Below are 26,425 nucleotides of genomic sequence, written 5' to 3'. Positions count from 1 at the left end.
CTCTCTGCCCGGGCTTCGTCCTGTCTGCCTGAAAGCGGATCAGGCGGTCTTCTTGCGATCGTCGTCGTCGCTCACGTCTTCGTAGTCGGCATCGACCACATTGTCGCGGGCGGCATCGGCGGCTGCGTCGGCATTGGCCGCTTCGGTCTGCTGCGATTCATACATCGCCTGGCCGAGCTTCATCGAGGCTTCGAGCAGGGTCTGCGTCTTGGCCTTGATGTCTTCCGCATCCGGTTCGGACGCTTCGACGGCCGTCTTCAGCGCGGCGATCGCATCCGAAATGGCGTTGCGGTCGGCTTCCGTGACCTTGTCGCCATAATCCTTCAGCGACTTCTCCGAGGAGTGGATCAGGCTTTCGGCCTGGTTCTTCGCCTCAACGGCGTCACGACGCTTCTTGTCGGCCTCGGCATTGGCCTCGGCATCCTTGACCATCTTTTCGATGTCGGCGTCCGACAGACCACCCGATGCCTGGATACGGATCTGGTGCTCCTTGCCGGTGCCCTTGTCCTTGGCCGAAACGTTGACGATGCCGTTCGCGTCGATATCGAAGGTGACCTCGATCTGCGGAACGCCGCGCGGTGCCGGCGGGATGCCGACCAGGTCGAACTGGCCGAGCAGCTTGTTGTCGGCCGCCATTTCGCGCTCGCCCTGGCTGACGCGGATGGTGACGGCGTTCTGGTTGTCCTCGGCGGTCGAGAAGGTCTGCGACTTCTTGGTCGGGATCGTCGTGTTGCGCTCGATCAGACGGGTGAAGACGCCACCCAGCGTTTCGATGCCGAGCGACAGCGGGGTCACGTCGAGCAGCAGCACGTCCTTGACGTCGCCCTGGAGAACGCCGGCCTGGATGGCGGCGCCGAGTGCGACCACTTCATCCGGGTTGACGCCCTTGTGCGGCTCCTTGCCGAACAGCTGCTTGACGACTTCCTGCACCTTGGGCATGCGGCTCATGCCGCCGACCAGCACGACTTCGTCGATCTCGGAAGCCGAGACACCGGCATCCTTGAGCGCCGCCTTGCAGGGCGCGATGGTGCGCTGGACGAGATCGTCGACCAGGCTCTCGAACTTGGCGCGCGACAGCTTCATCGTCAGGTGCTTCGGACCGGAGGCATCCGCCGTGATGAAGGGCAGGTTGATCTCGGTCTGCTGCGAGGAGGAGAGCTCGATCTTCGCCTTTTCGGCAGCTTCCTTGAGGCGCTGCAGAGCCAGCTTGTCGTTCTTCAGGTCGATGCCCTGGTCCTTCTTGAACTCGGCTGCCAGATATTCGACGAGGCGCATGTCGAAGTCTTCGCCACCGAGGAAGGTGTCGCCATTGGTCGACTTCACCTCGAAGACGCCGTCGCCGATTTCCAGGACCGAGACGTCGAAGGTACCGCCGCCCAAGTCGTAGACGGCGATGGTCTTGCCTTCGTTCTTGTCGAGGCCATAGGCGAGCGCAGCCGCGGTCGGCTCGTTGATGATGCGCAGGACATCGAGACCGGCGATGCGGCCGGCATCCTTGGTGGCCTGGCGCTGGGCGTCGTTGAAATAGGCCGGAACGGTGATGACCGCCTGGGTGACCTTTTCACCGAGATAGGATTCAGCGGTTTCCTTCATCTTCTGAAGGATCATGGCCGAGACCTGGGAGGGCGACTGGTTCTTGCCGCCGGCTTCGACCCAGGCGTCGCCATTGTCGCCCTTGACGATCTTGAAGGGAACGAGGCCCTTGTCCTTGGTCACGGTCGGATCTTCGTAGCGGCGACCGATCAGGCGCTTGACGGCGAAGAGCGTGTTTTCCGGGTTGGTGACCGCCTGGCGCTTGGCCGGCTGGCCGACGAGGCGCTCGCCATCATCGCTGAAGGCGACCATGGACGGCGTGGTGCGCGCGCCTTCCGCATTTTCGATCACCTTCGCGTCCTTGCCGTCCATGACGGCGACGCAGGAGTTGGTCGTTCCGAGGTCGATACCGATAACTTTAGCCATGTCGTTCTCTCCTTGCAGCGGGCTGTCGGAACCCGGTCAGGCATTCATGTGACAGCCCCTAACGGGATGGTCTTGCGAAGAATTTGCCGCGCCTGAAAGCCCGGCGATGCGGCGTATATAAGGACGGGTTTTTGCCACTGCAAGGCAGCACAAGCCCGCCGCGTCGGGAAAAAACGGGGGCCCGGGCGGCGGGGCGCTTGCAGGAGGAAGGCCTGGGCATGCGGGCACCGCAGCCCAGGCCGGCAAGGCGGAACACGGGGCCTTACCCTCCCGTCAGGATGTCGAGGAGCGTGGTGCGCCGCGGCGCGGGCGGCGGTGTCGCGCCGGTCGTCTGGCCGACATCGGCGGGCGGCATGGGTGCGGCGCTCATTGCATCGCCGCTGCCTGGCGGCGGCAGTTCGGCGTCGGGCGCATCCGGAAATTCCTCGCGCGACGGCTTGCGGCCCAGCGCGCCGGAAATCACGTCGGCGATCGTGCGCTGGATGCCGGGATCCTCGAAGGAGGGATCGTTGCTGCGCGCCTCGAATGTCGGCTCGACGCCGGCGGTGCCGAAGATCGGGCTGGGCGTCAGCCCCTCATGCGCGCCGGTCATGAACGTTTTCCAGGCCTTGGCCGGCAGGCCGCCGCCCGTCACCTTCTTCATCGAGCGTCCATCATCATTGCCGAACCAGACGCCCGTGGTCAGATTGCTGGTGAAGCCGACGAAGAGCGCGTCGCGGAAGGACTGGGTGGTGCCGGACTTGCCAGCGGCCGGCCATCCCTTCAGCCGCGCATTCTTGCCCGTTCCATGCTCGACCACGCCCACCATCATCTGGTTCATTTCCGAAACGATCTCGGGATCGAGCACGCGCGGCGGATTGGCGAAATCCGTCTGGTAGAGCACCTTGCCCTCCGGCGTCAGCACACGCGAGATCACATGCGGCGTCGCCTTGAAGCCGCCATTCATGAAGGGTGCATAGGCAGAGGTGAGCTCCAAGAGGCTGACTTCCGACGTGCCGAGCGCGATGGAGGCATTGGCCTGCAGCTCCGATTCGATGCCGAGGCGATGCGCAAGCTTGGAGACCTGGGCGGGCCCGACTTCCATGACCAGCTGGGCAGCGATGGTGTTGAGCGAATTGGCAAGCGCGCTCGCGAGCGTCACCTCGCCGCGATATTTCTGGTCGTAATTCTCCGGCGTCCAATTGCCGAATCTTACTTTTTCATCGACGCGGACCGACATGGGCGTGCGGCCGATCTCCATCGCCGCCGCATAGACGAAGGGCTTGAAGGCCGAGCCCGGCTGGCGCTTGGCCTTGACCGCGCGGTTGAACTGGCTGTCGGCATAATCCCGCCCGCCGACCAGAGCCCGGATGGCGCCGCGCGAATCCAGCGAGACGAGCGCGGCCTGCGAGGCCTTCAGCTTTGCGCCCTCGCCCTCCAGCGCGTCCGCGATCGTCCCCTCGGCAAGCGTTTCGAGCGCCGGGTCGAGCGTGGTCTCGACGACGATATCCTGCTTGATCGGCCCGAGCACGCGCGGCAGCTCGTCCATGACCATATCGGCAACGTAATACTGCGCGCCCGACCAGAAGCTTTTCGCCCGCGTCGGCGGCTGCGACATGGCCGTCTTCACCTCCGCATCGGTGATCAGCCCCTCCTCGCGCATGGCGCCGAGCACGATCTGCGCCCGCTCCTCCGCCGCTGCCGGATCGCGCGCGGGGGAAAGGCGCGAAGGCGCCTTGAGGAGGCCGGCCAGCATGGCGGCTTCGCCGAGGTTCACGTCGCGGGCCGACTTGTGGAAATAGCGCTGCGACGCGGCCTCGACGCCATAGGCGCCCGAACCGAAGAACACCCGGTTCAGATACATGGCGAGGATCTGATCCTTCGTGTAGCGATGCTCGAGCCAGAGGGCGAGCAGCACCTCCTGTACCTTGCGCTCCAGCGTGCGCTCCGGCGAGAGAAACAGGTTCTTGGCAAGCTGCTGGGTGAGCGTCGAGCCGCCCTGGACCGTTCGGCCGCTCGCCAGATTGGTGATGACGGCGCGCGCAAGGCCGAGCGGATCGACCCCGAAATGCGAATAGAACCGCCGGTCCTCGATTGCCATCACGGCCTGGGGAATGAAGGGCGACATGCTTTCGAGCGGAATTTCCTCGCCGCCGGTCGCGCCGCGATTGGCGAGCGTTTCGCCGGTGGAAGCGAGGATTTTTACATTGGGCGGCCGTTCCGGAATGGTCCAGCTGGTGGCGCTCGGCATGCGGGCGCCATAATAGAGCACGAGGCCGCCAAGGCCGATTGCCCCCCAGATGCCGAAGACGATGCACCAATAGATGCAGGCGCGCAGAAAGCCGAACAGGCCGCCACCCGAGCGGCGGGCCCGCCGCGTCCGCGCCGGCTTTGCCGCCTTGGCCGGTCTGGAGGCGGCCTTCTTCCGGCCTCCGCCGCCGCGCGATCCGCCATTGCCGGCTACACGATCGCCGGCACCGAGCCGCAGGTCGCCATCCCGGCCCCCGCTGCCCGAAAAAGAGGGTTCGACGCGCGGCCGCGATGATGTGCGCTTTCCTGCCATGCCGGGGATTACATCGCTCCAAACTGTGCGTGAAAGACAGCGACCAGCCAAGCCGCATGCGGATGTCGCCCCGCAGGTGAAGCGTAAATGCGGCGATTTAAGGAGAGGTTAACCCCGCTTTAACCGACACGCGCCGGCCCAACAGAAGCGACAGGATGGACGTCGTCCCGAATTTTCTCGCGTCGGGACAGTGGCTTACCGCCGATAAAGGCACTTCGGGCGCTCCGTTCGACGTCCGCGTCGGAATTGCCGGACAGGGGAACCGCCGCGTGCTCCATTGACAAGTGCCGCGTGGATTGCGAGCGCTAGATGATGGACACCGGTGCCGCGCCTGCGCGGCGGATCGGGGAGGCGCGCAGCACGATGCCGGCACCGCCCTTGAGAAGAGCGACCGGCAGAAGGAGGAAGGCCATGGCGAACGACAATGAACCGGAGATGGAATATTCCGAACTGTCCGGGGAATTCACCGAGGATGGCGTGACTGTTCTCGTTGATATTTCCCGTCCGGCCGGCACGCAGCTCGACTGGCGCCTGATGGTGCTGACCGAGGAAGAGGACGTGACCGAATGGGAAGAGCCCTTCGCCACCGACCGCGAAGCCTTCGACGAATTCCTGGCGACCGTTGCACGCGAAGGCATCCACTCCTTCTTCACCGATGCGGACGACAGCCCGACCCTGCAATAGCCGCTTCTTATCCCTGCCTTATTGCTCAGCCGGCGTCCGCTCGGTCCACGTGAGCCTGCGCCCGATACCGACCGGGCGGGCTTGGAGGGCGGATCGACGCTCCCGGCGCCTCGTCACGCCGCGCTCGACAGGCGATCTCCGGCGACGCGGTAGGCGATGGCTTCGGCGAGATGCACCCGGCCGACATGCGGCGCCTCGTCGAGATCGGCCAGCGTCCGCGCCACCTTGAGCACGCGGTGATAGGCCCGTGCCGAAAACTTCATCCTCTCGGCGGCGTCGCGCAGGAGTTGCAGCCCACCGGCATCCGGCTCGGCAATCTGCTCCACCAGTGCCGTGCTGCAGCGCGCATTGGAGGTTACGCCCGGAAAACCGAGCCGAAGGAAGCGGTCGGTCTGCAAAGCACGCGCCCTGGCCACCCGGGCTGCAACGGTGGCGCTGGTTTCGGCCGGGCGCGGACGCAACAGATCTGCGGCGGCGACGGCCGGCACATCGACGCGGATGTCGATCCGGTCCATCAGCGGCGCGGAGATGCGCGCCTGGTAATCGGCCGCGCAGCGCTGGCCGCGGGTGCAGACATGGCCGGGTTCGCCCGCCATGCCGCAGCGGCAGGGATTCATGGCCGCGACGAGCTGGATCGCCGCCGGGTAGGAGACCCGGTGATTGGCGCGGGCGATGATGCACTCGCTTGTTTCCAGCGGCTGGCGCAGCGCATCCAGCACCTGCGGCGAAAACTCCGGAAACTCGTCGAGAAACAGCACGCCGTGATGGGCGAGCGAGGCCTCGCCCGGCCGTGCGCGGAGGCCGCCGCCGACAAGCGCCGCCATGGTGGCGGAATGGTGCGGCGTGCGGAAGGGCCGGCGATCAGACAGCTTGCCGCCGGGCAGCGCGCCGGCGATGGAGTGGATCATCGACACTTCGAGCAGCTCGGCAGGCGCCAGCGGCGGGAGGATGGAAGGAAGCCGGGCGGCGAGCATCGACTTGCCGGACCCTGGTGGGCCGACCATCAGCAGATTGTGATTTCCAGCCGCCGCCACTTCCAGCGCCCGCTTGGCGCTCTCCTGCCCCTTGATCTCGGCGAGGTCCGGCAGGTTGGCGGCAAGCGCGCGTGTCGCCGGCTCGGGCCGCGAGAGAACCTGCGTGCCGCGAAAGTGGTTCGCGAGCGCGATCAGGCTGCGCGGCGCCAGGATGTCCACCTCCGCCCCTGCCCAGGCCGCCTCCGGGCCACAGGCTGCAGGGCAGATGAGACCGAGCCCCAGCGCATTGGCTCCGATGGCGGCGGGCAGGGCACCCGCGACAGGCGCCACGGTGCCATCGAGGCTCAGCTCGCCGATCACCACATAGGCGCTTAGCGCATCCGCCGGAATGGCTCCCAGCGCCGCCATGAGACCGAGCGCGATCGGCAGGTCGAAATGGCTGCCCTCCTTGGGAAGATCCGCCGGAGCGAGATTGACCGTGACCCGCTTGGCCGGCATGGCGAGGCCCGAGGCATGAAGAGCAGCCTGCACGCGCTCCCGGCTTTCGGCCACGGCCTTGTCAGGCAGGCCGACGATCTGCATGCCGACCTTGCCCGGCGCGACCATGACCTGGACATCGACCGGGACGCCCTCAATGCCCTGAAATGCGATCGTTCTGACTCTCGCGACCATCGCCCGCCACCGCTCCGTTGCCGTCCATTAGAGAAGACTTGCACAGAAGCAGGGGTAAAACAAGAACAATGATCGAACGATCACACGCAGGCATGCCGCATGGGTTGAAACAGGTTGCAGAAAACCGGAACAAACGCGCTGCTGTGCGCGCTGGTCAGGCCCGCTTCGCCTCGATCGCGTCCCAGAGCAGCGCGGCGATATCGGCGCCGCCGAAGCGCTTGACCTCGCGAATGCCGGTCGGCGAGGTGACGTTGATCTCCGTCAGCTTGTCGCCGATCACATCGATGCCGACCAGCAGGAAGCCGCGGTCGCGCAAGGAAGGGCCGATGCGGGCGCAGATCTCCTCCTCGCGCGCCGTCAGCTCCGTCGCCTCGGCCCGGCCGCCGACATGCATGTTGGAGCGGCTGTCGGTTTCGGCGGGCACGCGGTTGATCGCGCCGACCGGCTTGCCATCGATGAGGATGATGCGCTTGTCGCCCTTGCGCACCGCCGGCAGATATTCCTGCGCGATGAAGGGTTCGCGGAACATCTGGCCGAACATTTCGAGGAGCGAGGACATGTTGCGGTCGTCGCGCGTCGAGTGAAACACGCCGGCCCCGCCATTGCCGTAGAGCGGCTTGAGGATGATATCGCCCATCTCCTCGCGGAAGCGAGCGATCTCCTTGGGGTCCTTGGTGATCAGCGTGCGCGGCATCAGGTCGGGAAATTCGGTGACGAAGATCTTTTCCGGCGAGTTGCGCACCCAGGCGGGATCGTTGACCACCAGCGTCTTCGGGTGGATGCGCTCCAGAAGGTGGGTGGAGGTGATATAGGCCATGTCGAAGGGCGGATCCTGGCGCAGCAGCACCACGTCCATGGTCGACAGATCGACCCGCTCCGGCGCGCCGAGCGTGTAATGGTTGCCCTTCTCGTCGCGCAGCTCCATCGGCTCGACGGTGGCGATGACCGCGCCATCGCGGAGCGACAGCTGGTCCGGGGTGTAATGGAACAGCTTGTAGCCGCGGTTCTGTGCCTCCAGGCTCATGGCGAAGGTCGAATCGCCGGTAATGTTGACGGTGGAGATGTGGTCCATCTGCACCGCGACGTTGACGATTGCTGCCATGTGAGAGCCCCCTTGGTCGGAGCTTCCCATGTAGAAGCGCGGCCGTGAGAAGGCAAGGCGGCCGCAGTGCGGCGACCGGCTTGCACGATGCGGAAGGCGAGCCGCGCGCTGTCTCTCTCGCGCCGAGCAGCTCCTGCAGAAAGGCGGGCGGTTGATGGACGCGGACGAACAGCCGCCTTATCTCCGACCGCGGCCGATGATCGCAGTGCCGACACAATCGGCCTTTCAACTGGATGCGCCTTCAAGGAGTGCTGCTGATGAACCGTTTCCTGACCGCCCTCGGCCTGGCCGGCGCCACCTTTTTGGCCGTCCACGCGCTGGCGCCGCTGTCCGCCTCCTCGCCCTTTACCGGCACCGCCCAGGCACAGGACGTGCCTTATGTGGATGATCGCTCCGATGGCGCGGCGCTGGTGCGCTCGCTCTACAATGCGATCGCCCGCCAGGAATATGCGCGTGCCTACAGCTATTTCGGCGATCGTCCGCCGGCCGGTGACTATCAGAGCTTCGTCGCCGGCTACAAGGACACGGTGGATGTGAAGGTGAAGACCGGCGCCGTGACGCAGGAAGGCGCGGCCGGCAGTGTCTATACGCCCGTTCCCGTGGCCGTCCGCTCGGTGGACAAGGGCGGCCGCGAGCGGGTCTTTGCCGGCTGCTACATCACCCGCATCGTCAACGCCGCCGTGCAGGAACCGCCCTTCACGCCGCTGCATATCGAAAGCGCCGAGCTGGAGGAGGTGAAGACCGCCTTCGACGACGCGGTGCCGAAGGTCTGCCACACGCCGTCCTGAGGGGCGGCGTCAGGGCGCGGGATCGGCGCCGGCTGCCAGCCCCTTCTCGGCGCGCCGCCTGGCCACGAACTGGCCGCGCTCGAAAATGACGACGACGACGAGCGCGATGACGAAGGGGACGACGAGGTACAAGAGACGGAAGACGGCGAGCGCCGCCAGGACCGAGGCCGGCGGCAGCTCCGGCAGGGCGGCCACGAACATCAGCTCCAGCACGCCGATGCCGCCCGGGGCATGCGAGAGCAGCGCCGCCGAGAACGACGCCAGGAACACGCCGAGCACCACCATATAGCCGGGATTGCCAGCCTCGGGCAGGGCGAAATAGATGATCGCCGCCGCCCCCAGGAGCTCGATCGGCGCGATGAAGAGCTGGCGGATGGCAAGCGAGGCCTTGGGATAGTCCAGCCGGAACCAGCGGGTGCGAACGGGCCGGAAGCCGACCACGCTGCCGATGAGATAGAGCCCGATCAGCAGCAGGATGACGACCGCCGTCGAGATCGAGGCCTCGATCGGCACGACGCTCGCAAAGCGCTCGACGATCTCCGGCTCGATGAGGAGCACGATGGCCGAAAGCAGAAGTGTGCCGAGCGCGAAGGTGAAGGAGCAGAAGGCGACGAGAATGCCGATCTCGCTGACCGTCAGACCCTTCGATCCGTAGGCGCGATACCGCACGACCGCGCCGGAAAACACCGAAGCGCCGATCGTGTGCGACAGGGCATAGGCGGTGAAGGAACAGACGGTGATGAAGACCAGCGAGATGCGATGGCCGAGATGTTCGAGCGCCAGGTGATCATAGGCCGCCAGCGCCGCATAGGCCACCAGCGTCGAGGCGCCGGCCAGAAGCCAGCCATGCAGCGGGATCGCCGTCAGACTATCCCAGAACTCTTCGACCGAAAGGCCGCGCAGCTCGTGGTAGAGGCCATAGAGCGAGAAGGTGATGGCCGCCAGCCCGATCGCCGGCCAGATCAGGGCCTTGAGCGTCTTCATGGGGCGCTCGGTCCGCGCCGTCGTCCGGAAATGCATGTCATGCGCGAATGAGACCATCTGGCACCGCCAGGGTCAAGGGCGAGCGGACCGGGCAATCGGTCACGAAAGGGTCAGAGGAAGGTCATCCAACCCTTTCGCAGGAGAGCACGGCCTCAGGGCTTGGCGGCACCGAGAGCAGCGAGGATGCGGATCCAGGAGCGAATGCCCTTGGCGAAGGATTGCAGCTCGTATTTCTCGTTCGGCGAATGGATCCGGTCATCGGAAAGACCAAAGCCGACGAGCAGCGATTCCATGCCGAGCAGCGACTGGAAGTCGCCGACGATCGGGATCGAACCACCCATGCCGATCACCACGGCCGGCTTCGGCCATTCGTCCGATAGCGCCGTCTTGGCGGTGGTCAGCACAGGCGAATCATAGGGCAGCTGGATGGCCGGCGATCCGCCATGTTCGTGGAACTCGACCGAGCAATCGGCCGGCAGCTGAGAGCGCACATAGTCGCGGAAGGCCGAGCGGATGGCATCGGGATCCTGCTTGCCGACCAGGCGGAAGGAGATCTTGGCCGAGGCCTTGGCGGCGATGACCGTCTTGAATCCCTCGCCCGTATAGCCGCCGGTAATGCCGTTCACCTCGGCGGTGGGGCGGGCCCAGGTCAGCTCCAGCACCGAGCGGCCCTTTTCGCCCGAGGGGATCGAGAGGCCAATCTCGCCGAGGAAGCTTTCCGCCGTCTTGCCGAGGCTTTCCCAAGACGCCTTGATCTGGCTCGGCGTCTCCTCCACTCCGTCGTAAAAGCCGGGCAGCGTCACGCGGCCCGTCTCGTCATGCAGGCCGGCCAGGATCTTCGCCAGGATATGAACCGGATTGGCGGCCGCGCCCCCGAACATGCCGGAGTGGAGATCGCGATCGGCGGCGATGATCGTCACCTCCTCGCCCACCAGCCCGCGCAGGCCGGCGGAGATCGCCGGCGTTTCCCGGTCCCACATGCCGGTGTCGCAAACCAGCGCATAATCGGCCTTCAGTTCCTCGGCATGGGCATCGAGGAAGGGCTTGAGCGACGGCGAGCCGGACTCCTCCTCGCCTTCGAACAGAATGGTGACGCGGCAGGGCAGGCTGCCCGCAACAGCCTTATAGGCTCGGCAAGCCTCGACGAAGGTCATCAGCTGGCCCTTGTCGTCGGAGGTGCCGCGGCCGGTGATGACCGTGCGGCCGGGGGAAAGCTCCTTGATCGACGGCTCGAAGGGATCGCTTTCCCACAGCGCCAGCGGATCGACCGGCTGCACGTCGTAATGGCCGTAGAACAGCACATGCGGCGCATCCGGACGCGCCCCATCATGATGCGCCACCACCATGGGATGGCCGGGCGTGTCGTGCAGGCGCGCGGTGAAGCCGAGGCCGGAGAGATCGTCCACCAGCCACTGGCCGGCCTTGCGGCAGGCCTCCTTATAGGCCGGGTCGGTCGAAATCGAGGGAATGCGCACGAGCGCGAACAGCCGCTCCAGGGCTGCATCGAGTGTCTGATCCGCCTTGGCGAGTACGCCGTTAAGTTCCGTCATTGCCTGCTCCTTCGCATGAGGCGCCACGCGTGAAAGGCCCGTTGAGACCGGGCGGCGCGTCGCCGGCGCGGACCCTATCGCATCTTCCCCAGCAGAGACAGGGAGAAGACGCGGCGAAAGCCGCTCAGTCGCGCAGGCCGTTCAGGATCGCCATCCGCATGTATTCCTTCATCAGCTCGCGCTCGAAACGGCGAAAGCCGGACAGCAGCGCCTCGTCGGCCGACATGGCGGCGGCGATCGCTTCGCCCTGCATGGCGCGGGCCTTGTCGGAGAGGAAGATCTGCTGGGCCCGCCTATCGGTCGGGTGGCGGCGCCGTTCGATCAGCCCGTCGCGCTCCATGCGGGCGAGCGTGTTGGCGATCGTTGCCTGCTCTGCATCCAGCCGGTCGATCAGCTGGCGCTGCGTCAGCCCCTCCTCGCTCCACAATTCGAGCAGGATGGGAAACTGCCCCGGCGCGAAGCCGAGTTTCCGGCCCCTTTCCTGCAAGGCGCGGGAGAAGGTTCGGGCCAGCAGGCTGGCGAGATAGGTCGGCGACTCCATCCGGTCGAAAGCCATGATCTATCGGTACGCCGCACAAACGACGAAGACAAGACAGCCTGCAATGGAGGAGAAGATGTAAGCCAGTCCGGACAAAGAAAAACCGCCGTGGCGGAGGCGGAGCCACGACGGTTTTTGATGTTGGACAAAGGCCCGGAGAGGGGGATAGGCCTTTGTCCTCGCATCTGGTTTCGGCGGGGGACAGGCCTTGACCAGACGACGGCGCTTGTGCAGCGGCCGTTGGTCAGGATTTGTGGCTCCGAATATGGCTTTTCAAGGGAAGTCCGGCTTCCCCTTTATTACAAATTCGTAAGCTTCGTGTGAGGTTGGCGTGATCGCGAGACCGCAGGTCAGGTACGCATGCGCTTGCGTTCCCTGACACAGAAGACGGCGACTCTAACCACGGCCAGAGCGAATGTTGCAGCCACGAACTGGATGAGCGCCATGTCGAGGGCGTTCCCGCTCCAGCCACCGATGACAACGAAGAGCAAAGTCCCTGTCAGAACAGAGGAAAGCAGTAGCGATCCAAGCAGCCGAACCAGGTGACGCGGCGTGGTCTGCTCTCCACGCCTAAGGCGGCTTAGACCAAGCTCCGCGAACAGGAAGAGAACCGCGATCGTCATGTTTCTGATGATCTCGATACCGTTCTTTCCGAACCAGACGCTTGCAGCCCCGAAGACCAGCATGAAAACGATATTATCTGCCCAAACCCAAGCTCTGGCTTTCCACTCCATCCACGTGACCCTTCAGATGCGCCGGACTATGAGCACGTCAACGGCTGCGGTTGCGGCGAACGAGCACGAAAATGACCATGTATATCCCCGTCATGAAGACGACCGTCTTCACAAATTCCGGCAGCAGGCTGACAAGCGGATGATTGGAGTGTGGACCGACCACGATCATACACGCAGCGAACAAAGTAGAAAAAAGAATGACAAATTCGAGTTGAGTACCGATACTTCTGGTTGCGTCTTTCTCCGAGGGAAAGAACTGGCGCAGCCCTCTCAGAGCAAGGGGGAAGAGAACGGCGACCAGCATCTTTTTTAAAGATGCTCGTTCCATCGTCGCCATCGGACCAAGCAAGAAAGCCGATGAACAGTCCAAGGGCACTTGACCAAGCATAGGCGAGCAAAATTTCTTTCCGGTCCATAGATTCCCCGATCCAACCATTTCGGCGAATGCTGACGTTTCACCGTCTATCAACGCTAGATTTCAATCGGTCCACGTTGTCAGCAACCGCCGCGATACCCAAACCCAGGACGAAAAAGAACGCCGCCCAGCCGGGGATCGAGGCAAAACCGTCAATGCCAAAGCTAATGTAAATCACCGTCAGTGCCCCGGTCATTTCCAATGCGAAACTGAGGCCTGCCCGGCTGTAGGACAGGAGAGAAGCGAATTTCATTGCGGCAACCTCCAGATCAAGTCCGGACTTGCCTGAGACCCAAGCGCTCTTCAGGCAGAGGCAATTTGACAGGAATACCCAGCAGGCGGTGCCGACCGAGAATTATAAACATCTAAAATAAATAAGATCGGACTTTTCGTCAATCCTCATTGCGGCCGGATGCTCACGAGCCAGCCCCGAAATGATGGACCTTTGCCCCCACCCGCGCTATCCCTTGCCCCATGAAAAAAGGCGATCATCTTTTCCTCGTGGACGGCTCGGGTTTCATCTTCCGGGCGTTCCATGCCATCCCCCCGCTCAACCGCAAATCGGATGGCTTGCCGGTCAATGCCGTGTCCGGCTTCTGCAACATGCTGTGGAAGCTGCTGACGGATGCGCGCGACACGTCGGTGGGCGTGACGCCGACCCATTTCGCGGTCATCTTCGACTATTCCTCGAAGACCTTCCGCAATGCGCTTTATGACAAGTACAAGGCCAACCGCACGGCGCCGCCGGAGGATCTCATCCCGCAATTCGGGCTGATCCGCCATGCGACGCGCGCCTTCAACCTGCCCTGCATCGAGATGGAGGGCTTCGAGGCGGACGACCTGATCGCCACCTATTCCCGCATGGCGGAGGCCGTCGGTGCGGATGTGACGATCGTCTCCTCCGACAAGGACCTGATGCAGCTCGTGACCCCTGCCGTCTCCATGTATGACAGCATGAAAGACAAGCAGATCGGCATTCCCGAGGTCGTCGAGAAATGGGGCGTGCCGCCGGAGAAGATGATCGACCTGCAGGCGCTGACCGGCGATTCGACCGACAATGTGCCCGGCATTCCCGGCATCGGCCCCAAGACCGCCGCCCAGCTGCTCGAGGAATTCGGCGATCTCGACACGCTGCTGGCGCGGGCCGGCGAGATCAAGCAGGTCAAGCGCCGCGAGAATATCATCGCCAATGCCGAACTGGCGCGCCTCTCCCGTGAACTCGTGACGCTGAAGACCGATGTGCCGGTGGAAATGCCGCTCGACGCGCTCGATCTCCACCCGCAGGACGGGCCGCGGCTGGTGGCCTTCCTCAAGGCCATGGAGTTCACGACGCTGACGCGCCGCGTGGCGATCCTGACCGATACGGATGCCGAAGCCGTGGAGCCGGCCAGCGTGCCGGTGGAATGGGGCGCTGCCGCCCATGGGCCGGACCTCGACAAGGGCGAGGCGGCCGGAGCGGCCGCCAAGGCCGACGCTGCCGAAACGGGCGAGGAAACGGCGGCTGACGCGGCCGAGGTGCTGCGCGATGCCCCGCCCCTGCCCGACACCGGCCCTTCGCCGCAGATGCTGGCCGATGCCCGCGCCCAGGCCTTCGCCTCCGCCCCGATCGATCGCTCGACCTATGCAACGATCCGCGATCTCGCGACGCTGGAAAGCTGGATCGCCGCGGCGCGCGAGGCGGGGCTGGTCGCCTTCGATACGGAGACCAATTCGCTCGATGCGATGCAGGCCGATCTCGTCGGATTCTCGCTCGCCATTGCGGACAATGCCAAGGATCCGTCCGGGCTTGCGGTTCGCGCCGCCTATGTGCCGCTGCTCCACCGCCAGGGGGCCGGAGACCTGCTCGGCGGCGGTCTCGTCGAAGGGCAGATCCCGGTCGGGCAGGCGCTGGAGCGGCTGAAGAGCCTGCTTGAGGATCCCGCTGTTCTCGTCGTCGCCCAGAACCTCAAATATGACTATCTCGTCATGAAGCGCCATGGCGTCACCATTGCCCGCTTCGACGATACGATGCTGATGTCCTATGTCAGCGATGCGGGTGCCGGCACGCATGGCATGGATACGCTCTCGGAGAAGTGGCTCGGCCACCAGCCGATCGCCTTCAAGGATGTGGCCGGCAGCGGCAAGTCGATGGTGACCTTCGACCATGTGCCGATCGACAAGGCCACGGCCTATGCGGCGGAAGATGCCGATGTCACGCTGCGCCTCTGGCATGTGCTGAAACCCCGCCTTGCCGCCAAGAAGCTGGTCCGCGTCTATGAGCGGCTGGAGCGGCCGCTGGTGCCCGTTCTGGCACGGATGGAAGAGCGCGGTATTTCGATCGACCGGCAGATCCTCTCCCGCCTTTCCGGCGAGCTCGCCCAGGGCGCAGCGCGGCTTGAGGACGAGATCTACCAGCTTGCCGGCGAGCGCTTCACCATCGGCTCGCCCAAGCAGCTGGGCGATATCCTGTTCGGCAAGATGGGCCTGCCCGGCGCCTCCAAGACCAAGACCGGCCAATGGTCCACCTCCGCACAGGTGCTGGAAGATCTGGCGGCCGCCGGCCACGACCTGCCGCGCCGCATCGTCGACTGGCGCCAGCTCACCAAGCTCAAATCCACCTATACCGATGCGCTGCCGGGCTTTGTGCATCCCGAGACCCACCGGGTCCACACCTCCTTCGCGCTCGCCGCCACCACCACCGGCCGGCTTTCCTCCTCCGAGCCGAACCTGCAGAACATTCCGATCCGCACCAGCGAAGGCCGCAAGATCCGCACGGCCTTCGTCTCCACGCCCGGCCACAAGCTGATCTCGGCGGATTACAGCCAGATCGAGCTGCGCGTGCTTGCCCATGTGGCCGACATTCCGCAGCTGCGCCAGGCCTTCGCCGAAGGGATCGACATCCATGCCATGACGGCATCCGAAATGTTCGGCGTTCCCGTCGACGGCATGCCGAGCGAGATCCGGCGGCGCGCCAAGGCCATCAATTTCGGCATCATCTACGGGATTTCGGCCTTCGGGCTCGCCAATCAGCTGTCGATCGAGCGATCGGAAGCGGGCGATTACATCAAGCGCTATTTCGAACGCTTCCCCGGCATTCGCGACTATATGGACGCCACCAAGGCCTTTGCCCGTGCGAACGGCTATGTGGAAACGATCTTCGGGCGGCGGGCGCATTATCCGGATATCCGCTCCTCCAATCCCTCGATGCGCGCCTTCAACGAGCGGGCGGCGATCAATGCCCCGATCCAGGGCTCGGCCGCCGACATCATCCGCCGTGCCATGGTCAAGATGGAGCCCGCGCTCGCCGAGGCCGGCCTTGCCGAGCGGTGCCGCATGCTGCTGCAGGTGCATGACGAGCTGATCTTCGAGGTGGAGGACGAGGATATCGACCGGGCGATCCCGGTCATCGTCGCGACGATGGAGAACGCCGCCATGCCGGCGCTCGACATGCGGGTGCCCCTGAAGGTGGACGCCCGCGCCGCACAGAACTGGGACGAAGCGCACTGATTGACGCCGCACAGGAGACAGCCATGGCCGACGCATCCTTCCCCATCTTCGACCTCAGCGCCTTCGAGCGTGCCACGCCGGAGGCGCAGCGGGCCCTTGGCCGGGAGGTGGATGCGATCTGCCGCAGCACCGGCTTTCTGGCGATCGCGAACCATGGCGTTCCCCAGGCGGTGATCGACGGGGTCTGGGACAAGGCGAAAGCCTTTTTCGACCTGCCGGCCGAGCAGAAGCAGAGGGCGCGAGCGCCCTACAAGGGCTATCCCTACGGCTATCTCGGCCCGGAGCTCGAGGCCCTTGCCAAATCCCGCAATGTCGAGACGCCGCCCGATCTGAAGGAGAGCTTCAACGGTGGCCCGCTCTCCCGCCCGGAGTCGATGACCGATCCGGAGGCGCTTGCCTTCTGCTATGCCGAGACGATCTGGCCGGACGCGCCGGACGGATTCCGGGAGGCCTGGACGGCTTACTATAAGGCCATGGAGGACCTCGCCGCACGGATCATGCGGCTCTTCGCAGTCGCGCTGGATCTGCCGGCGGACTATTTCGCTCCCTATCTCGACGCCCCGATCAGCGCGCTGCGGGCGCTCAACTATCCGCAGCAGACGGTGGCGCCAAAGCCGGGGCAGCTGCGCGCCGGCGCGCATACCGATTATGGCAGCCTGACGATCCTGCTGCCGCAGACGGGCTCGCGCGGGCTGGAGATCGTGACGCCGGATGGCGCCTGGACGCCGGTGCCGCCGGTGCCCGGCGCCTTCGTGATCAATATCGGCGACCTGATGGCGCGCTGGACCAATGACCGCTGGGTTTCGACGCTGCACCGTGTCGTCAATCCGCCGCCGGAAGATGGCGGGCTCGACCGGCGCCAGTCGCTCGCCTTCTTCCACCAGCCGAACTGGGATGCGGAGATCGTGACGCTGCCCGCCTGCCGGCCAGCCGAGGGAGAAAGCCCCTATCCGCCGGTGCGCTCCGGCCCCTATCTGATGAGCAAGTTCAAGGCGACTGCGGCCTGATCCTCAAGGCCGGGTGCGAAAACAGGAGAAGAGCTGTTCGAGCCCTTCGCCGCCCTGTGCCGCCAGTCCGAAGCGGTGGCCGAAGAGCAACCATTCGCTGCAGAGCCCCTTCATCATCCAGCGCAGGGCGCGTGCCGCGCTTTGCGGTGTCCATTCGGTGCTCAGACGCCCCTTCTCGGCGGCGGCCTGAAACGCCTGTTCGAGCAGGGATGTATGAAAATCATCGATTTCCTGCTGGCGCGCGAGCACCGGCAGCAGCTCGGAATCATAATTGCAGCGCAGCAGGATCGTGAGGATGCGCTGGCGCTGCGGATCGTTTTCCATCACCGCCAGCCAGTCGGCCGCCGCCTTCTGGATCAGCGCCAGCGTATCGGCCCCCGGATCGGCGGCATCCTGCAGGATCATGTCTTCCTGCGGCATGGGCACGGAATTGTGGAGTGCCAGAAACAGATCGCTCTTATTGGCGAAATGCCAGTAGATCGCCCCTCGCGTCACCCCGGCGGCCTTCGCCACATCCTCGAGCGTCGCGTTGGAGACGCCCTTGTCGAAGAACACCTGTTCGGCCGCGCGCAGGATGCTGGCGCGGGTTTCCTCGGCATCAGCCTTGGTGCGCCGCATGGGACCCTCGTTTGCTGATGCACCACCGCACCGGTGCGCCGGGCAGGCCGCGCCTGCCCGGATGGGAAAAGACCCTGCTCACTCGCCCGGAGCCGCCACACCGGGACCGGTCGCCTCCGTCTTCTTCTTGCCACGCGTGAAGAGCCGCATGATGAAGACGAAGAAGACCGGCACGAAGAAGATCGCGAAGATCGTCGCCGTGATCATGCCGCCGAGCACGCCGGTGCCGATCGCGTTCTGGCTGGCCGCCGAAGCCCCGGTGGCGATCGCCATCGGCACCACGCCGAGCGTGAAGGCGAGCGAGGTCATGAGGATCGGCCGGAAGCGCAGATGCGCCGCCTCGATCGTGGCATCCAGCAGCGACTTGCCCGCCTCCATCTGCTCCTTGGCGAATTCGATGATCAGGATCGCATTCTTGGCCGAAAGACCGATGATCGTGATCAGGCCCACCTTGAAGTAGACGTCGTTGGACATGTCGCGCAGCATGACCGCCAGCACCGCGCCGATGACTCCGAGCGGCACGACCAGCATGACCGAGATCGGGATCGACCAGCTTTCGTAAAGGGCTGCCAGGCACAGGAAGATCAGCAGGCAGGAGAGCCCGATTAGCAGCGGCGCCTGCGAGCCCGACTGGATTTCCTCGCGCGACTGGCCGGTCCATTCATAGGCGAAGCCGTTGGGCAGCTGGCCGGCCAGACGTTCCATCTCGGTGATCGCATCGCCCGAGGAGAAACCCGGATTGGCCTGGCCCGAGATGCGGATCGACGGATAGCCGTTATAGCCGACCGTCTGTGCCGGGCCCGTCTGCCACTCGAAGCTCGCAAAGGCCGAGAGCGGCACCATGCCCCCATTCGAATTGCGGACATTGAGCTTCAGAAGGTCGGCCGGCTGCATACGCTTCGTCTGGTCCGCCTGCACGGTCACACGCTGCAGGCGGCCGGCATTCGGGAAGTCGTTGACATAGGTCGAGCCGAGATTGGTCGAAATCGTCGAATTGATGTCTGCGAAGGCGACGCCGAAGCTGTTGGCCTTCTCGCGGTCGATGACGACGTTGAGCTGGGCCACATCCGGCAGACCATCGACACGCACGCCGGAGACGACCTGACTCTGCGCGGCAAGGCCGAGCAGCTGATCGCGGGCGGCCGCAAGCGCGGTATCGCCCTGCCCGCCGCGATCCTGCAGGCGGAACTCGAAGCCGTTGGTGGTGCCGAGACCCTGGATCGGCGGCGGGGAGAGCGCGAAGCTGATCGCATCCTTGATCCGGCTCATGGCGATGGTGGCGCGCATGGCGATGGCCGAAGCCGCATCCTGCGGCCCACGCTCGCTCCAGTCCTTCAGCGTCACGAAGGCGAGCGCGGCATTCTGGCCGGAGCCCGAGAAGGAGAAGCCGTTGACCGCGATGATGCGATCGACCGCCTTCTCGCCGGAGAAGATGCCTTCCACCTGCTTGATGACATCCGTGGTGCGATTGGCGGTCGCTTCGGCCGGCAGCTGCATGGAGACGATGGCAAAGCCCTGGTCCTCGTTCGGCAGGAAGCCGGAGGGAAGACGCATGAACAGATAGCCCATGGCCGCCACGATCACGAGATAGATCAGCATGAAGCGGCCGGTGCGGCGCACGAGCCAGGAGACCCAGCCGCTATAGCCATGCGAGGTGCGGTCGAAGCCGCGGTTGAAGAGCCCGAAGAAGCCGCGCTTCGTGCCGTGATGCCCCTTCGGCACCTGCTTCAGGAACGAGCCGCAGAGCGCCGGGGTCAGGGACAAGGCAAGGAAGGCCGAGAACAGGATCGACACGACCATGGTCAGCGAAAACTGCTGGTAGATGACGCCGACCGCACCGGGGAAGAAGGCCATGGGAATGAACACGGCCGACAGCACCACGGTGATGCCGATGACGGCGCCGGTGATCTGGCCCATCGCCTTGCGCGTCGCCTCCTTCGGCGTCAGCCCTTCCTCCGACATGATGCGCTCGACGTTTTCGACGACGATGATCGCGTCGTCGACGAGAATGCCGATCGCCAGCACCATCGCGAACATGGTCAGCACGTTGATCGAGAACCCCACCGCATACATGACCGCACAGGTGCCGAGCAGCGCAACCGGCACGACGATCGTCGGGATGAGCGTGTAGCGGATGTTCTGCAGGAAGAGGAACATCACGAAGAACACCAGCGCCATCGCCTCGAGCAGGGTGTGGATGACCTTCTCGATCGACACCTCTACGAAGGGGGCCGTGTTGTAGGGGATCGAATATTCGAGACCGGCCGGGAAGAAGCGGGCGAGTTCGTCCATCCGCTGTTCGATCAGCGTCGCGGTCTGGAGCGCGTTGCCGGTCGGGGTGAGCTGCACCGCGATGGCGGCCGAGGGCTGGCCGTTGAGGCGCGTCGAGGTATCGTAGCTCTGGCCACCGACCTCGATCCGCGCCACATCGCGCAGGCGCACGGCCGAGCCGTCCTGATTGGCGCGCAGCACGATGGCGCCGAACTCTTCCGGCGTCGTCAGCTGACCCTTGACCAGCACGGGGGCGCTGATCTGCTGTGTGATCGGGTTCGGCTGGGCACCGATCGACCCGGCGGCGATCTGGGCGTTCTGCGCCTGGATTGCGGAGGTGATATCACCCGTCGTCAGGTTCAGGCCGACCATCTTGTCCGGATCGAGCCAGACGCGCATCGAGCGTTCGGAGGAGAAGAGCTGCGCCTGGCCGACGCCCTGGATGCGCTGCACCTCGTTGAGCACGTTGCGGCTCAGATAGTCGCCGAGGCCGATCGCGTCCATGGCGCCGTCGGTGGAGGTGAGCGAGATGATCAGCAGGAAGCCGGAACCGGCTTCGTCCACCTGGATACCCTGCTGGGTCACCGCATCCGGCAGACGCGGCTCGACACGGCGCACGCGGTTCTGCACGTCGACCGCCGCATCACCGGAATCCGTGCCGGGTGCGAAGGTGACGGTGATCTGGGCCGAGCCGGCGGCATTCGAGGTCGACTCGAAATATTGCATGCCCTCGATGCCGTTCAGCTCATTTTCGATGAGCTGGGTGACGCCCTGATAGGTCTCGGTCGAGGACGCACCGGGATAGGTCGCCGAAATGGTGATCTGCGGCGGGGCGACGCTCGGATATTGCGAAATGGGCAGGAACGGGATCGCGATGATCCCGGTAATCATGATGAACAGGGCGACGACCCAGGCGAAGATCGGCCTGTCGATGAAGAAACTGGGCATGGGCCGTCCTCACTCTGCCTGGGTTGCCGGAGCGGCACCGCCGCCGCCCTGACCGGCGGGTGCCGCAGCCCCGCCTTCCGCTTTCGGCGCTGCGGATCCGCCCTCGGCGGCTGCAGCCGGCTCGGCGCCGGCCGCCGCGCCGGTGGCGCCCTCGGCATTGGCCGGCGCACCTTCCGGCTTGGTCGGCGTGTCGTCGTTGGCGCCCTGGGGCTTCGGCGGCTGCCAGTCGGTCGGCTGCACCGGCGCACCGGGCGCGATCTTCTGGAAGCCTTCGACGATGACCTTCTCGCCGGCCTTCAGGCCACTTGAAACAACCCAGCGGCTATCGACGACACGGCTGGTGGTGACCGGGCGCATCTCGACCTTGTTCTCCGCGCCGACGACGTAAACCAGCGCCTTGCCGGCCGTATCGCGCTGGATGGCCTGTTGCGGCACGGCGATCGCCTCACGCTCGATCCCCTGCGTCACCAGTCCGCGGACATACATGCCGGGCAGGAGATCACCCTTGGTGTTGGGAAATTCGCCGCGCAGCGTCACCTGGCCGGTGGTTTCATCCACCGCCGCTTCGGAGAACAGCAGCTTGCCCTTGTCCGCATAAGGCGTCCCGTCATCGAGCAGCAGCTGAACGGCGGCCTCGTTCGGGCCGGTCATCAGCTGGCCATCCTGCAGCGCATTGCGCAGGCGGATCAGGTCGGTCGCCGTCTGGGTGAAGTCGGCATAGACCGGATCGAGCTGCTGGATGGTCGCCAGGTTCTCCGTGCCGTTCTGCGTGACCAGCGCGCCCTCGGTGATCAGCGCCCGGCCGATCCGCCCGGCGATCGGCGCCGTCACATTCGTATATTCGAGGTTCAGCCGCGCGGAGGCGACGCCGGCCTCGGCCGAGGCGACGTCGGCATCCGCCTGGGCGAGCTGGGCCACCGCATTGTCGAGATCCTGCTGGGCGGCGACATTGGAGCGGCTGAGCTGGCGCTGGCGGTCGGCGGTAACGCGTGCCTGATCCTGCACGGCCTTGGCGCGGGCAAGCGTCGCCTCTGCGCTCTTCATCTGCACCTCGAAAGGCTTCGGATCGATGCGATAAAGCACATCGCCTTCCTTCACCGTCGTGCCCTGTTCGAAAACCCGCTCGACGATGATGCCGGACACGCGCGGCCGCACTTCCGCGGTGCGGGTGGCCGCCACGCGGCCCGGGAGCTCGTTGGTGATGGGCAAGGCTTCCGCCTTCGTGGTGATCACGGCCACTTCGGACGGTGGGCGCTGCTGCTCCTGGCCACCCTGCGCCTTCTGCTCTTCCTGCTGGCAGGAGGAAAGGACAGCGGCGGAAAGAAGCACGGCGAGCGTAAGACGGTGGATCCGCATGGAACTCTCATGAGAAAGTCCGGCGTTGGACAGAGGGAGCTGACCAATGGCCGGATGTGGCGAAAGGGGGCCCACGGGACGGGGACAACCGTGGGATCAGGCCTATACAAACAGGAATGTATGTTTGTAAGTCAATACGGTCTTATCATGGTGCAATGCACAAAGATGTGAAAGCGTGATCTTACTGCAACGCCCGAACATCCGGGGCGGCATCCGCAAACCCGGACTCCGGCTTTTCCCGTAAAGAGCTAGGCGGCTTGATGCGATCGGCAATGTTGGAAGCGGACAGAGCCGAGAGGCTCAGACGCCGGTAGAGCCGAAGCCGCCGGCGCCGCGTGCGGTGTCGCTGACCGCAATCGCCTCGATGCACCGCGCCTGGACGACCGGAGCCAGAACGAACTGCGCGATGCGCATGCCGCGGGTGACAAGAAACGCTTCGTCTCCGTGGTTGATGAGCAGAACCTTCAGCTCGCCGCGGTAGTCGCTGTCGATCGTGCCGGGCGTGTTGAGGCAGGTCACCCCGTGGCGGGCGGCAAGTCCCGAGCGCGGCCGCACCTGGCCTTCATACCCCGCAGGGATCTCGAAAACGAAGCCGGTCGGGAGTAGCGCGCGCGACCCTGGCGCGAGCGTCAGCGGCGCATCCTCCGGCAAGGCGGCGCGCAGATCCATGCCGGCGGCGCCTTCCGTCTCATAGGCCGGCAGCGGCAGGCCGGCGCCATGCGGCAGCCGAAGGAGGGGCAGAGAGGGACCGAGAACATCGCGCATGAGAAACTCCGAGCGGAAGACGTGTGCATCAGCGCTGCCGGGCTCTGCGCCTTCGGGGACCAGAAGGGCGCACCGGTGGATCAGGCCGTCGCCGTTGCAGGGTCAATTGCATAAAGCGGGCGGGACCGCTAGATAGGCGGCAAAGACAGGACATCCCCCATGGTTGAAACTTTGGCAGAGGCGGTTTCCCGCCGCCGCACCTTCGCGATCATCGCCCACCCGGACGCCGGCAAGACCACGCTGACCGAAAAGCTGCTGCTGTTCGGCGGCGCGATCCAGCTCGCCGGCGAAGTCAAGGCAAAGAAGGACCGCATCCAGACGCGCTCCGACTGGATGAAGATCGAGCGGGAGCGCGGCATTTCGGTCGTCACCTCGGTCATGACCTTCGAATATGACGGCAATGTCTTCAACATCCTCGACACGCCGGGCCACGAGGATTTTGCCGACGACACCTATCGCACCCTGACGGCGGTGGATGCGGCGGTCATGGTCATCGACGCCGCCAAGGGCATCGAGCCGCGGACGCTGAAGCTGTTCGAAGTCTGCCGCATGCGCGACATCCCGATCATCACCTTCGTCAACAAGATGGACCGCGAAAGCCGCGATCCCTTCGAGATTCTCGATGAAGTGGAAGAGAAGCTGGCGCTCGACACCGCCCCGGTCACCTGGCCGATCGGCCGGTCCAAGACCTTCTGCGGCTCCTATAACCTTGCCGACAGCACGGTGCGCGGCTCCGACACGGACGTGGTGCCGACCGAGGTCAATGGTCCCGAGACAGTGGCCGACCGGCTTCCCGAGAACGAGCGCAGCGCCTTCATCGACGAGGTGCTGCTGGCCGCCGAGGCCTGCCGCCCCTTCGACCGCCAGTCCTTCCTCGAAGGCCATATGACGCCGGTCTTCTTCGGCTCGGCGCTGCGCAATTTCGGGGTGCGCGACCTCATCAATGCGCTCGGCGATTTCGCGCCGCCGCCGCGTGACCAGGTGGCGGACACCCGCACCGTTCATGCGGCCGAAGACAAGATGACGGCCTTCGTCTTCAAGATCCAGGCGAACATGGACCCGAACCATCGCGACCGCATCGCCTTCGCCCGCATCTGCTCCGGCAAGCTGGAGCGCGGCATGAAGGCGCGGCTGGCACGAACCGGCAAGCAGCTCGGCCTTACCGCCCCGCAATTCTTTTTCGCCTCGCAGCGCCAGCTGGCGGATACGGCCTATGCCGGCGACGTGGTCGGCATTCCCAACCACGGCACGCTGCGCATTGGCGATACGTTGACGGAAGGCGAAGCGCTGGTCTTCCAGGGCGTGCCCAACTTTTCGCCGGAAATCCTGCGCCGCGTGCGGCTTGAGGATGCGATGAAGGCCAAGAAGCTGAAGGAGGCCCTGCAGCAGATGGCGGAAGAGGGCGTCGTCCAGCTCTTTTCGCCGGAGGACGGCTCGCCGGCGATCGTCGGCGTGGTCGGCGCGCTTCAGCTCGATGTTCTCAAGGAACGTCTCTCGGCCGAATATGGGCTGCCGGTGTCGTTCGAGATGGCACGCTTCTCGGTCTGCCGCTGGATTTCGGCAGACAATCCCGCCGATCTGGACAAGTTCATCACCACCAAGCGCGGCGATATCGCCCGCGATCTCGATGGCGATCCGGTGTTCCTGGCCCAGGACAGCTTCTCACTGCGTTACGAATCCGAGCGCGCGCCGGCCATCCGCATGGTCGCGATCAAGGAGTATCACGTCGCCAAGGCGGCGTGATCGCGCGCCGTGGCGCCGGCCTGCTTCATCAGCCTGGCCCGGTGAGCATAGACATCGTCCTCGTTATAGAGGCGGCCGCTTGCGGCTGCCTCGTCGACCAGCCTCGCCAGCGCCTGCCGGTCTGCATGGAGATCGCGGACGCAGGCGGTCAGCGCCGCCACATCGTCCTGGGGGACGAAAAGACCGCCGCCCCGCGCATCGACCAGGCCCTTCGGATAGGCTGTTTCATAGCCGACCAGCGGGCAGCCCGACACGAGCGCCTCGATCAGGCAACGGGGGGATTCCGGGGTCTTGTGGCAGAAAAGCAGAAGATCGCTCTCGCGCATCGCCCGCAGCAGAACTGCGCGATTTCCTTCGAACCCGTGAAGGACGACCTGATCCGTCAAGCCCGACCGCGCGACCCGCTCCTGCATCCGGGCCAGGTCCGGCCCGTCTCCGATCCAGGTCGCGCGGAAGGGAATGGACTGGAGGTCCAGCGCCTCGAGAACCGAGAGCCAGTCTCCCGGCCCCTTCATGGGTGCGGCGCGACCGACATAGAGAATGGTCAGCGGGCTCTTCTCCAGAATGCGCGCACGCTTGGCGGCCAGAGCCGCATCGTCGATCTCGTCGGCCACGCTCGTGTGGGTGTCGTAGGTGCAATGCGGAGAGGGGGCGAAGCGGGCATAGTAATCATAGGTGTCCCGTCCCTGCAGCAGCGCCACCGTGCTGCGCGACAACAGAGAGCGGATCCGCCGGTCGAAGAGCGGCAGTGCCACACGCCAGAAGAGGCGGGATTTGAACGACGCCTCCTTCATCTCCCGCGCCACGATCAATGGCTCGACACGGTCCAGCCAGGCGCTGTAGGCCCGGTCTTGGCGGATGGCCTCCTTTGCGGCAAGCGCAGGCCAGTCGCCGTTGAGCCCGCCAAGCGTGAAGCAGAGATGGCTGTGGGCCGCGATCTCGCGCCGGATCAGGTCCATGACAGGGCGGCGATGGCGAGCCATCTCCTGCATCCGATAGGCGCGCGGCAGCGCCAGAACCCGGCAGTTCTGCGCGCCGGGAAACGTGGAGAGATCAACCCACTGGGACGAACTCGCTTTCGCAGACCCGGCCTCTTCCTCCATGCCGATATAGGTGACTCTCTCGAAAGCCTTGCACCATTGAACGATGCCGGCAGCCGTCTGGTCGTCGATCTGCGGCCCGGCGGGCCCTTTCCGAATGGGGACATGGGTGACGAGCAGAAGAGACGATGTAAGTGCGTGCAAACCCTGCTCCTCGGATTTTGGAAAAAAGATCCATACACAAGAGCA

Annotated in this window: 20 protein-coding genes; 5 read left to right on the top strand and 15 right to left on the bottom strand. The window is 65.0% G+C overall.

Going from position 1 to position 26,425, the window contains the following annotated elements:
* Positions 1-39 precede the first annotated feature (39 nt).
* Positions 40-1,959, bottom strand: a complete 1,920-nt coding sequence (dnaK, locus tag U8330_RS01130; RefSeq protein WP_323103293.1) for a molecular chaperone DnaK — start codon at positions 1,957-1,959, stop codon at positions 40-42.
* 262 nt (positions 1,960-2,221) lie between these two features.
* On the bottom strand, positions 2,222-4,501 hold the full coding sequence (locus U8330_RS01125) for a transglycosylase domain-containing protein (protein WP_323103291.1): 2,280 nt from the start codon (positions 4,499-4,501) through the stop codon (positions 2,222-2,224).
* 411 nt (positions 4,502-4,912) lie between these two features.
* Between U8330_RS01125 and U8330_RS01120 the strand changes: the two genes are divergently transcribed.
* The gene (locus U8330_RS01120; RefSeq protein ID WP_323103289.1) at positions 4,913-5,185 is read left to right on the top strand and encodes a hypothetical protein; all 273 of its coding nucleotides are present in this window, start codon (positions 4,913-4,915) and stop codon (positions 5,183-5,185) included.
* Between the two features lie 113 nt (positions 5,186-5,298).
* Here the strand turns inward: U8330_RS01120 and U8330_RS01115 are convergent, their stop codons facing one another.
* Together U8330_RS01115 and gshB are read right to left on the bottom strand one after the other, a co-directional pair.
* Positions 5,299-6,831: a YifB family Mg chelatase-like AAA ATPase gene (locus U8330_RS01115; RefSeq protein WP_323103288.1), complete on the bottom strand. Its 1,533-nt coding sequence runs from the start codon at positions 6,829-6,831 to the stop codon at positions 5,299-5,301.
* Between the two features lie 154 nt (positions 6,832-6,985).
* Positions 6,986-7,933 (bottom strand): glutathione synthase, encoded by a 948-nt coding sequence (gene gshB, locus U8330_RS01110; protein WP_323103287.1) that lies wholly within the window; start codon positions 7,931-7,933, stop codon positions 6,986-6,988.
* Between the two features lie 257 nt (positions 7,934-8,190).
* Between gshB and U8330_RS01105 the strand changes: the two genes are divergently transcribed.
* Positions 8,191-8,721 (top strand): hypothetical protein, encoded by a 531-nt coding sequence (locus U8330_RS01105; RefSeq protein WP_323103286.1) that lies wholly within the window; start codon positions 8,191-8,193, stop codon positions 8,719-8,721.
* Positions 8,722-8,730: 9 nt separating this feature from the next.
* Here U8330_RS01105 and U8330_RS01100 read toward each other — a convergent pair whose 3' ends face one another.
* From U8330_RS01100 to U8330_RS01075, 6 genes are all read right to left on the bottom strand, one after another.
* Positions 8,731-9,705 (bottom strand): YbhN family protein, encoded by a 975-nt coding sequence (locus U8330_RS01100; RefSeq protein ID WP_323103284.1) that lies wholly within the window; start codon positions 9,703-9,705, stop codon positions 8,731-8,733.
* Positions 9,706-9,857: 152 nt separating this feature from the next.
* Positions 9,858-11,255 (bottom strand): dipeptidase, encoded by a 1,398-nt coding sequence (locus U8330_RS01095; RefSeq protein ID WP_323103282.1) that lies wholly within the window; start codon positions 11,253-11,255, stop codon positions 9,858-9,860.
* A 124-nt stretch (positions 11,256-11,379) separates the two neighbouring features.
* Positions 11,380-11,811 carry a MarR family winged helix-turn-helix transcriptional regulator gene (locus U8330_RS01090; RefSeq protein WP_323103280.1) on the bottom strand — a complete coding sequence of 144 codons (432 nt, stop codon included), beginning with the start codon at positions 11,809-11,811 and terminating at the stop codon, positions 11,380-11,382.
* 332 nt (positions 11,812-12,143) lie between these two features.
* Entirely contained in the window at positions 12,144-12,527 is a 384-nt protein-coding gene (locus U8330_RS01085; protein ID WP_323103279.1) for a hypothetical protein, read from the bottom strand.
* 37 nt (positions 12,528-12,564) lie between these two features.
* Positions 12,565-12,864, bottom strand: coding sequence for a hypothetical protein (locus tag U8330_RS01080; RefSeq protein ID WP_323103278.1), 300 nt, complete (start codon positions 12,862-12,864; stop codon positions 12,565-12,567).
* Positions 12,865-12,982: 118 nt separating this feature from the next.
* The gene (locus U8330_RS01075; RefSeq protein ID WP_323103276.1) at positions 12,983-13,195 is read right to left on the bottom strand and encodes a hypothetical protein; all 213 of its coding nucleotides are present in this window, start codon (positions 13,193-13,195) and stop codon (positions 12,983-12,985) included.
* 221 nt (positions 13,196-13,416) lie between these two features.
* Between U8330_RS01075 and polA the strand changes: the two genes are divergently transcribed.
* Positions 13,417-16,428, top strand: a complete 3,012-nt coding sequence (gene polA / locus U8330_RS01070; RefSeq protein WP_323103274.1) for a DNA polymerase I — start codon at positions 13,417-13,419, stop codon at positions 16,426-16,428.
* Positions 16,429-16,451: 23 nt separating this feature from the next.
* Entirely contained in the window at positions 16,452-17,435 is a 984-nt protein-coding gene (locus U8330_RS01065) for an isopenicillin N synthase family dioxygenase (protein ID WP_323103273.1), read from the top strand.
* A gap of 3 nt (positions 17,436-17,438) precedes the next feature.
* Here U8330_RS01065 and U8330_RS01060 read toward each other — a convergent pair whose 3' ends face one another.
* The 4 genes from U8330_RS01060 to dut all read right to left on the bottom strand — a co-directional run bounded on the left by U8330_RS01060 (position 17,439) and on the right by dut (position 23,393).
* Positions 17,439-18,053, bottom strand: coding sequence for a TetR family transcriptional regulator (locus tag U8330_RS01060; protein WP_323103272.1), 615 nt, complete (start codon positions 18,051-18,053; stop codon positions 17,439-17,441).
* Between the two features lie 78 nt (positions 18,054-18,131).
* On the bottom strand, positions 18,132-21,272 hold the full coding sequence (locus U8330_RS01055) for an efflux RND transporter permease subunit (protein ID WP_323103271.1): 3,141 nt from the start codon (positions 21,270-21,272) through the stop codon (positions 18,132-18,134).
* 9 nt (positions 21,273-21,281) lie between these two features.
* On the bottom strand, positions 21,282-22,628 hold the full coding sequence (locus U8330_RS01050; RefSeq protein ID WP_323103270.1) for an efflux RND transporter periplasmic adaptor subunit: 1,347 nt from the start codon (positions 22,626-22,628) through the stop codon (positions 21,282-21,284).
* A gap of 300 nt (positions 22,629-22,928) precedes the next feature.
* Entirely contained in the window at positions 22,929-23,393 is a 465-nt protein-coding gene (gene dut / locus U8330_RS01045; RefSeq protein ID WP_323103268.1) for a dUTP diphosphatase, read from the bottom strand.
* Between the two features lie 159 nt (positions 23,394-23,552).
* On the opposite strand from dut, the gene U8330_RS01040 reads away from it, so the two are divergent.
* Positions 23,553-25,136 (top strand): peptide chain release factor 3, encoded by a 1,584-nt coding sequence (locus tag U8330_RS01040; RefSeq protein ID WP_323103266.1) that lies wholly within the window; start codon positions 23,553-23,555, stop codon positions 25,134-25,136.
* Here the strand turns inward: U8330_RS01040 and U8330_RS01035 are convergent.
* On the bottom strand, positions 25,115-26,380 hold the full coding sequence (locus U8330_RS01035; protein WP_323103264.1) for a glycosyltransferase: 1,266 nt from the start codon (positions 26,378-26,380) through the stop codon (positions 25,115-25,117). The two genes, U8330_RS01040 and U8330_RS01035, sit on opposite strands and share 22 nt — an antisense overlap.
* Positions 26,381-26,425: the final 45 nt, after the last annotated feature.

The organism is Rhizobium sp. CC-YZS058 (assembly GCF_034720595.1).
In the GTDB taxonomy this organism is placed as follows: domain Bacteria; phylum Pseudomonadota; class Alphaproteobacteria; order Rhizobiales; family Rhizobiaceae; genus Ferranicluibacter.
The sequence above is the reverse complement of the archived record's forward strand: the minus strand, read 5'-3'. Positions and strand labels throughout refer to the sequence as shown.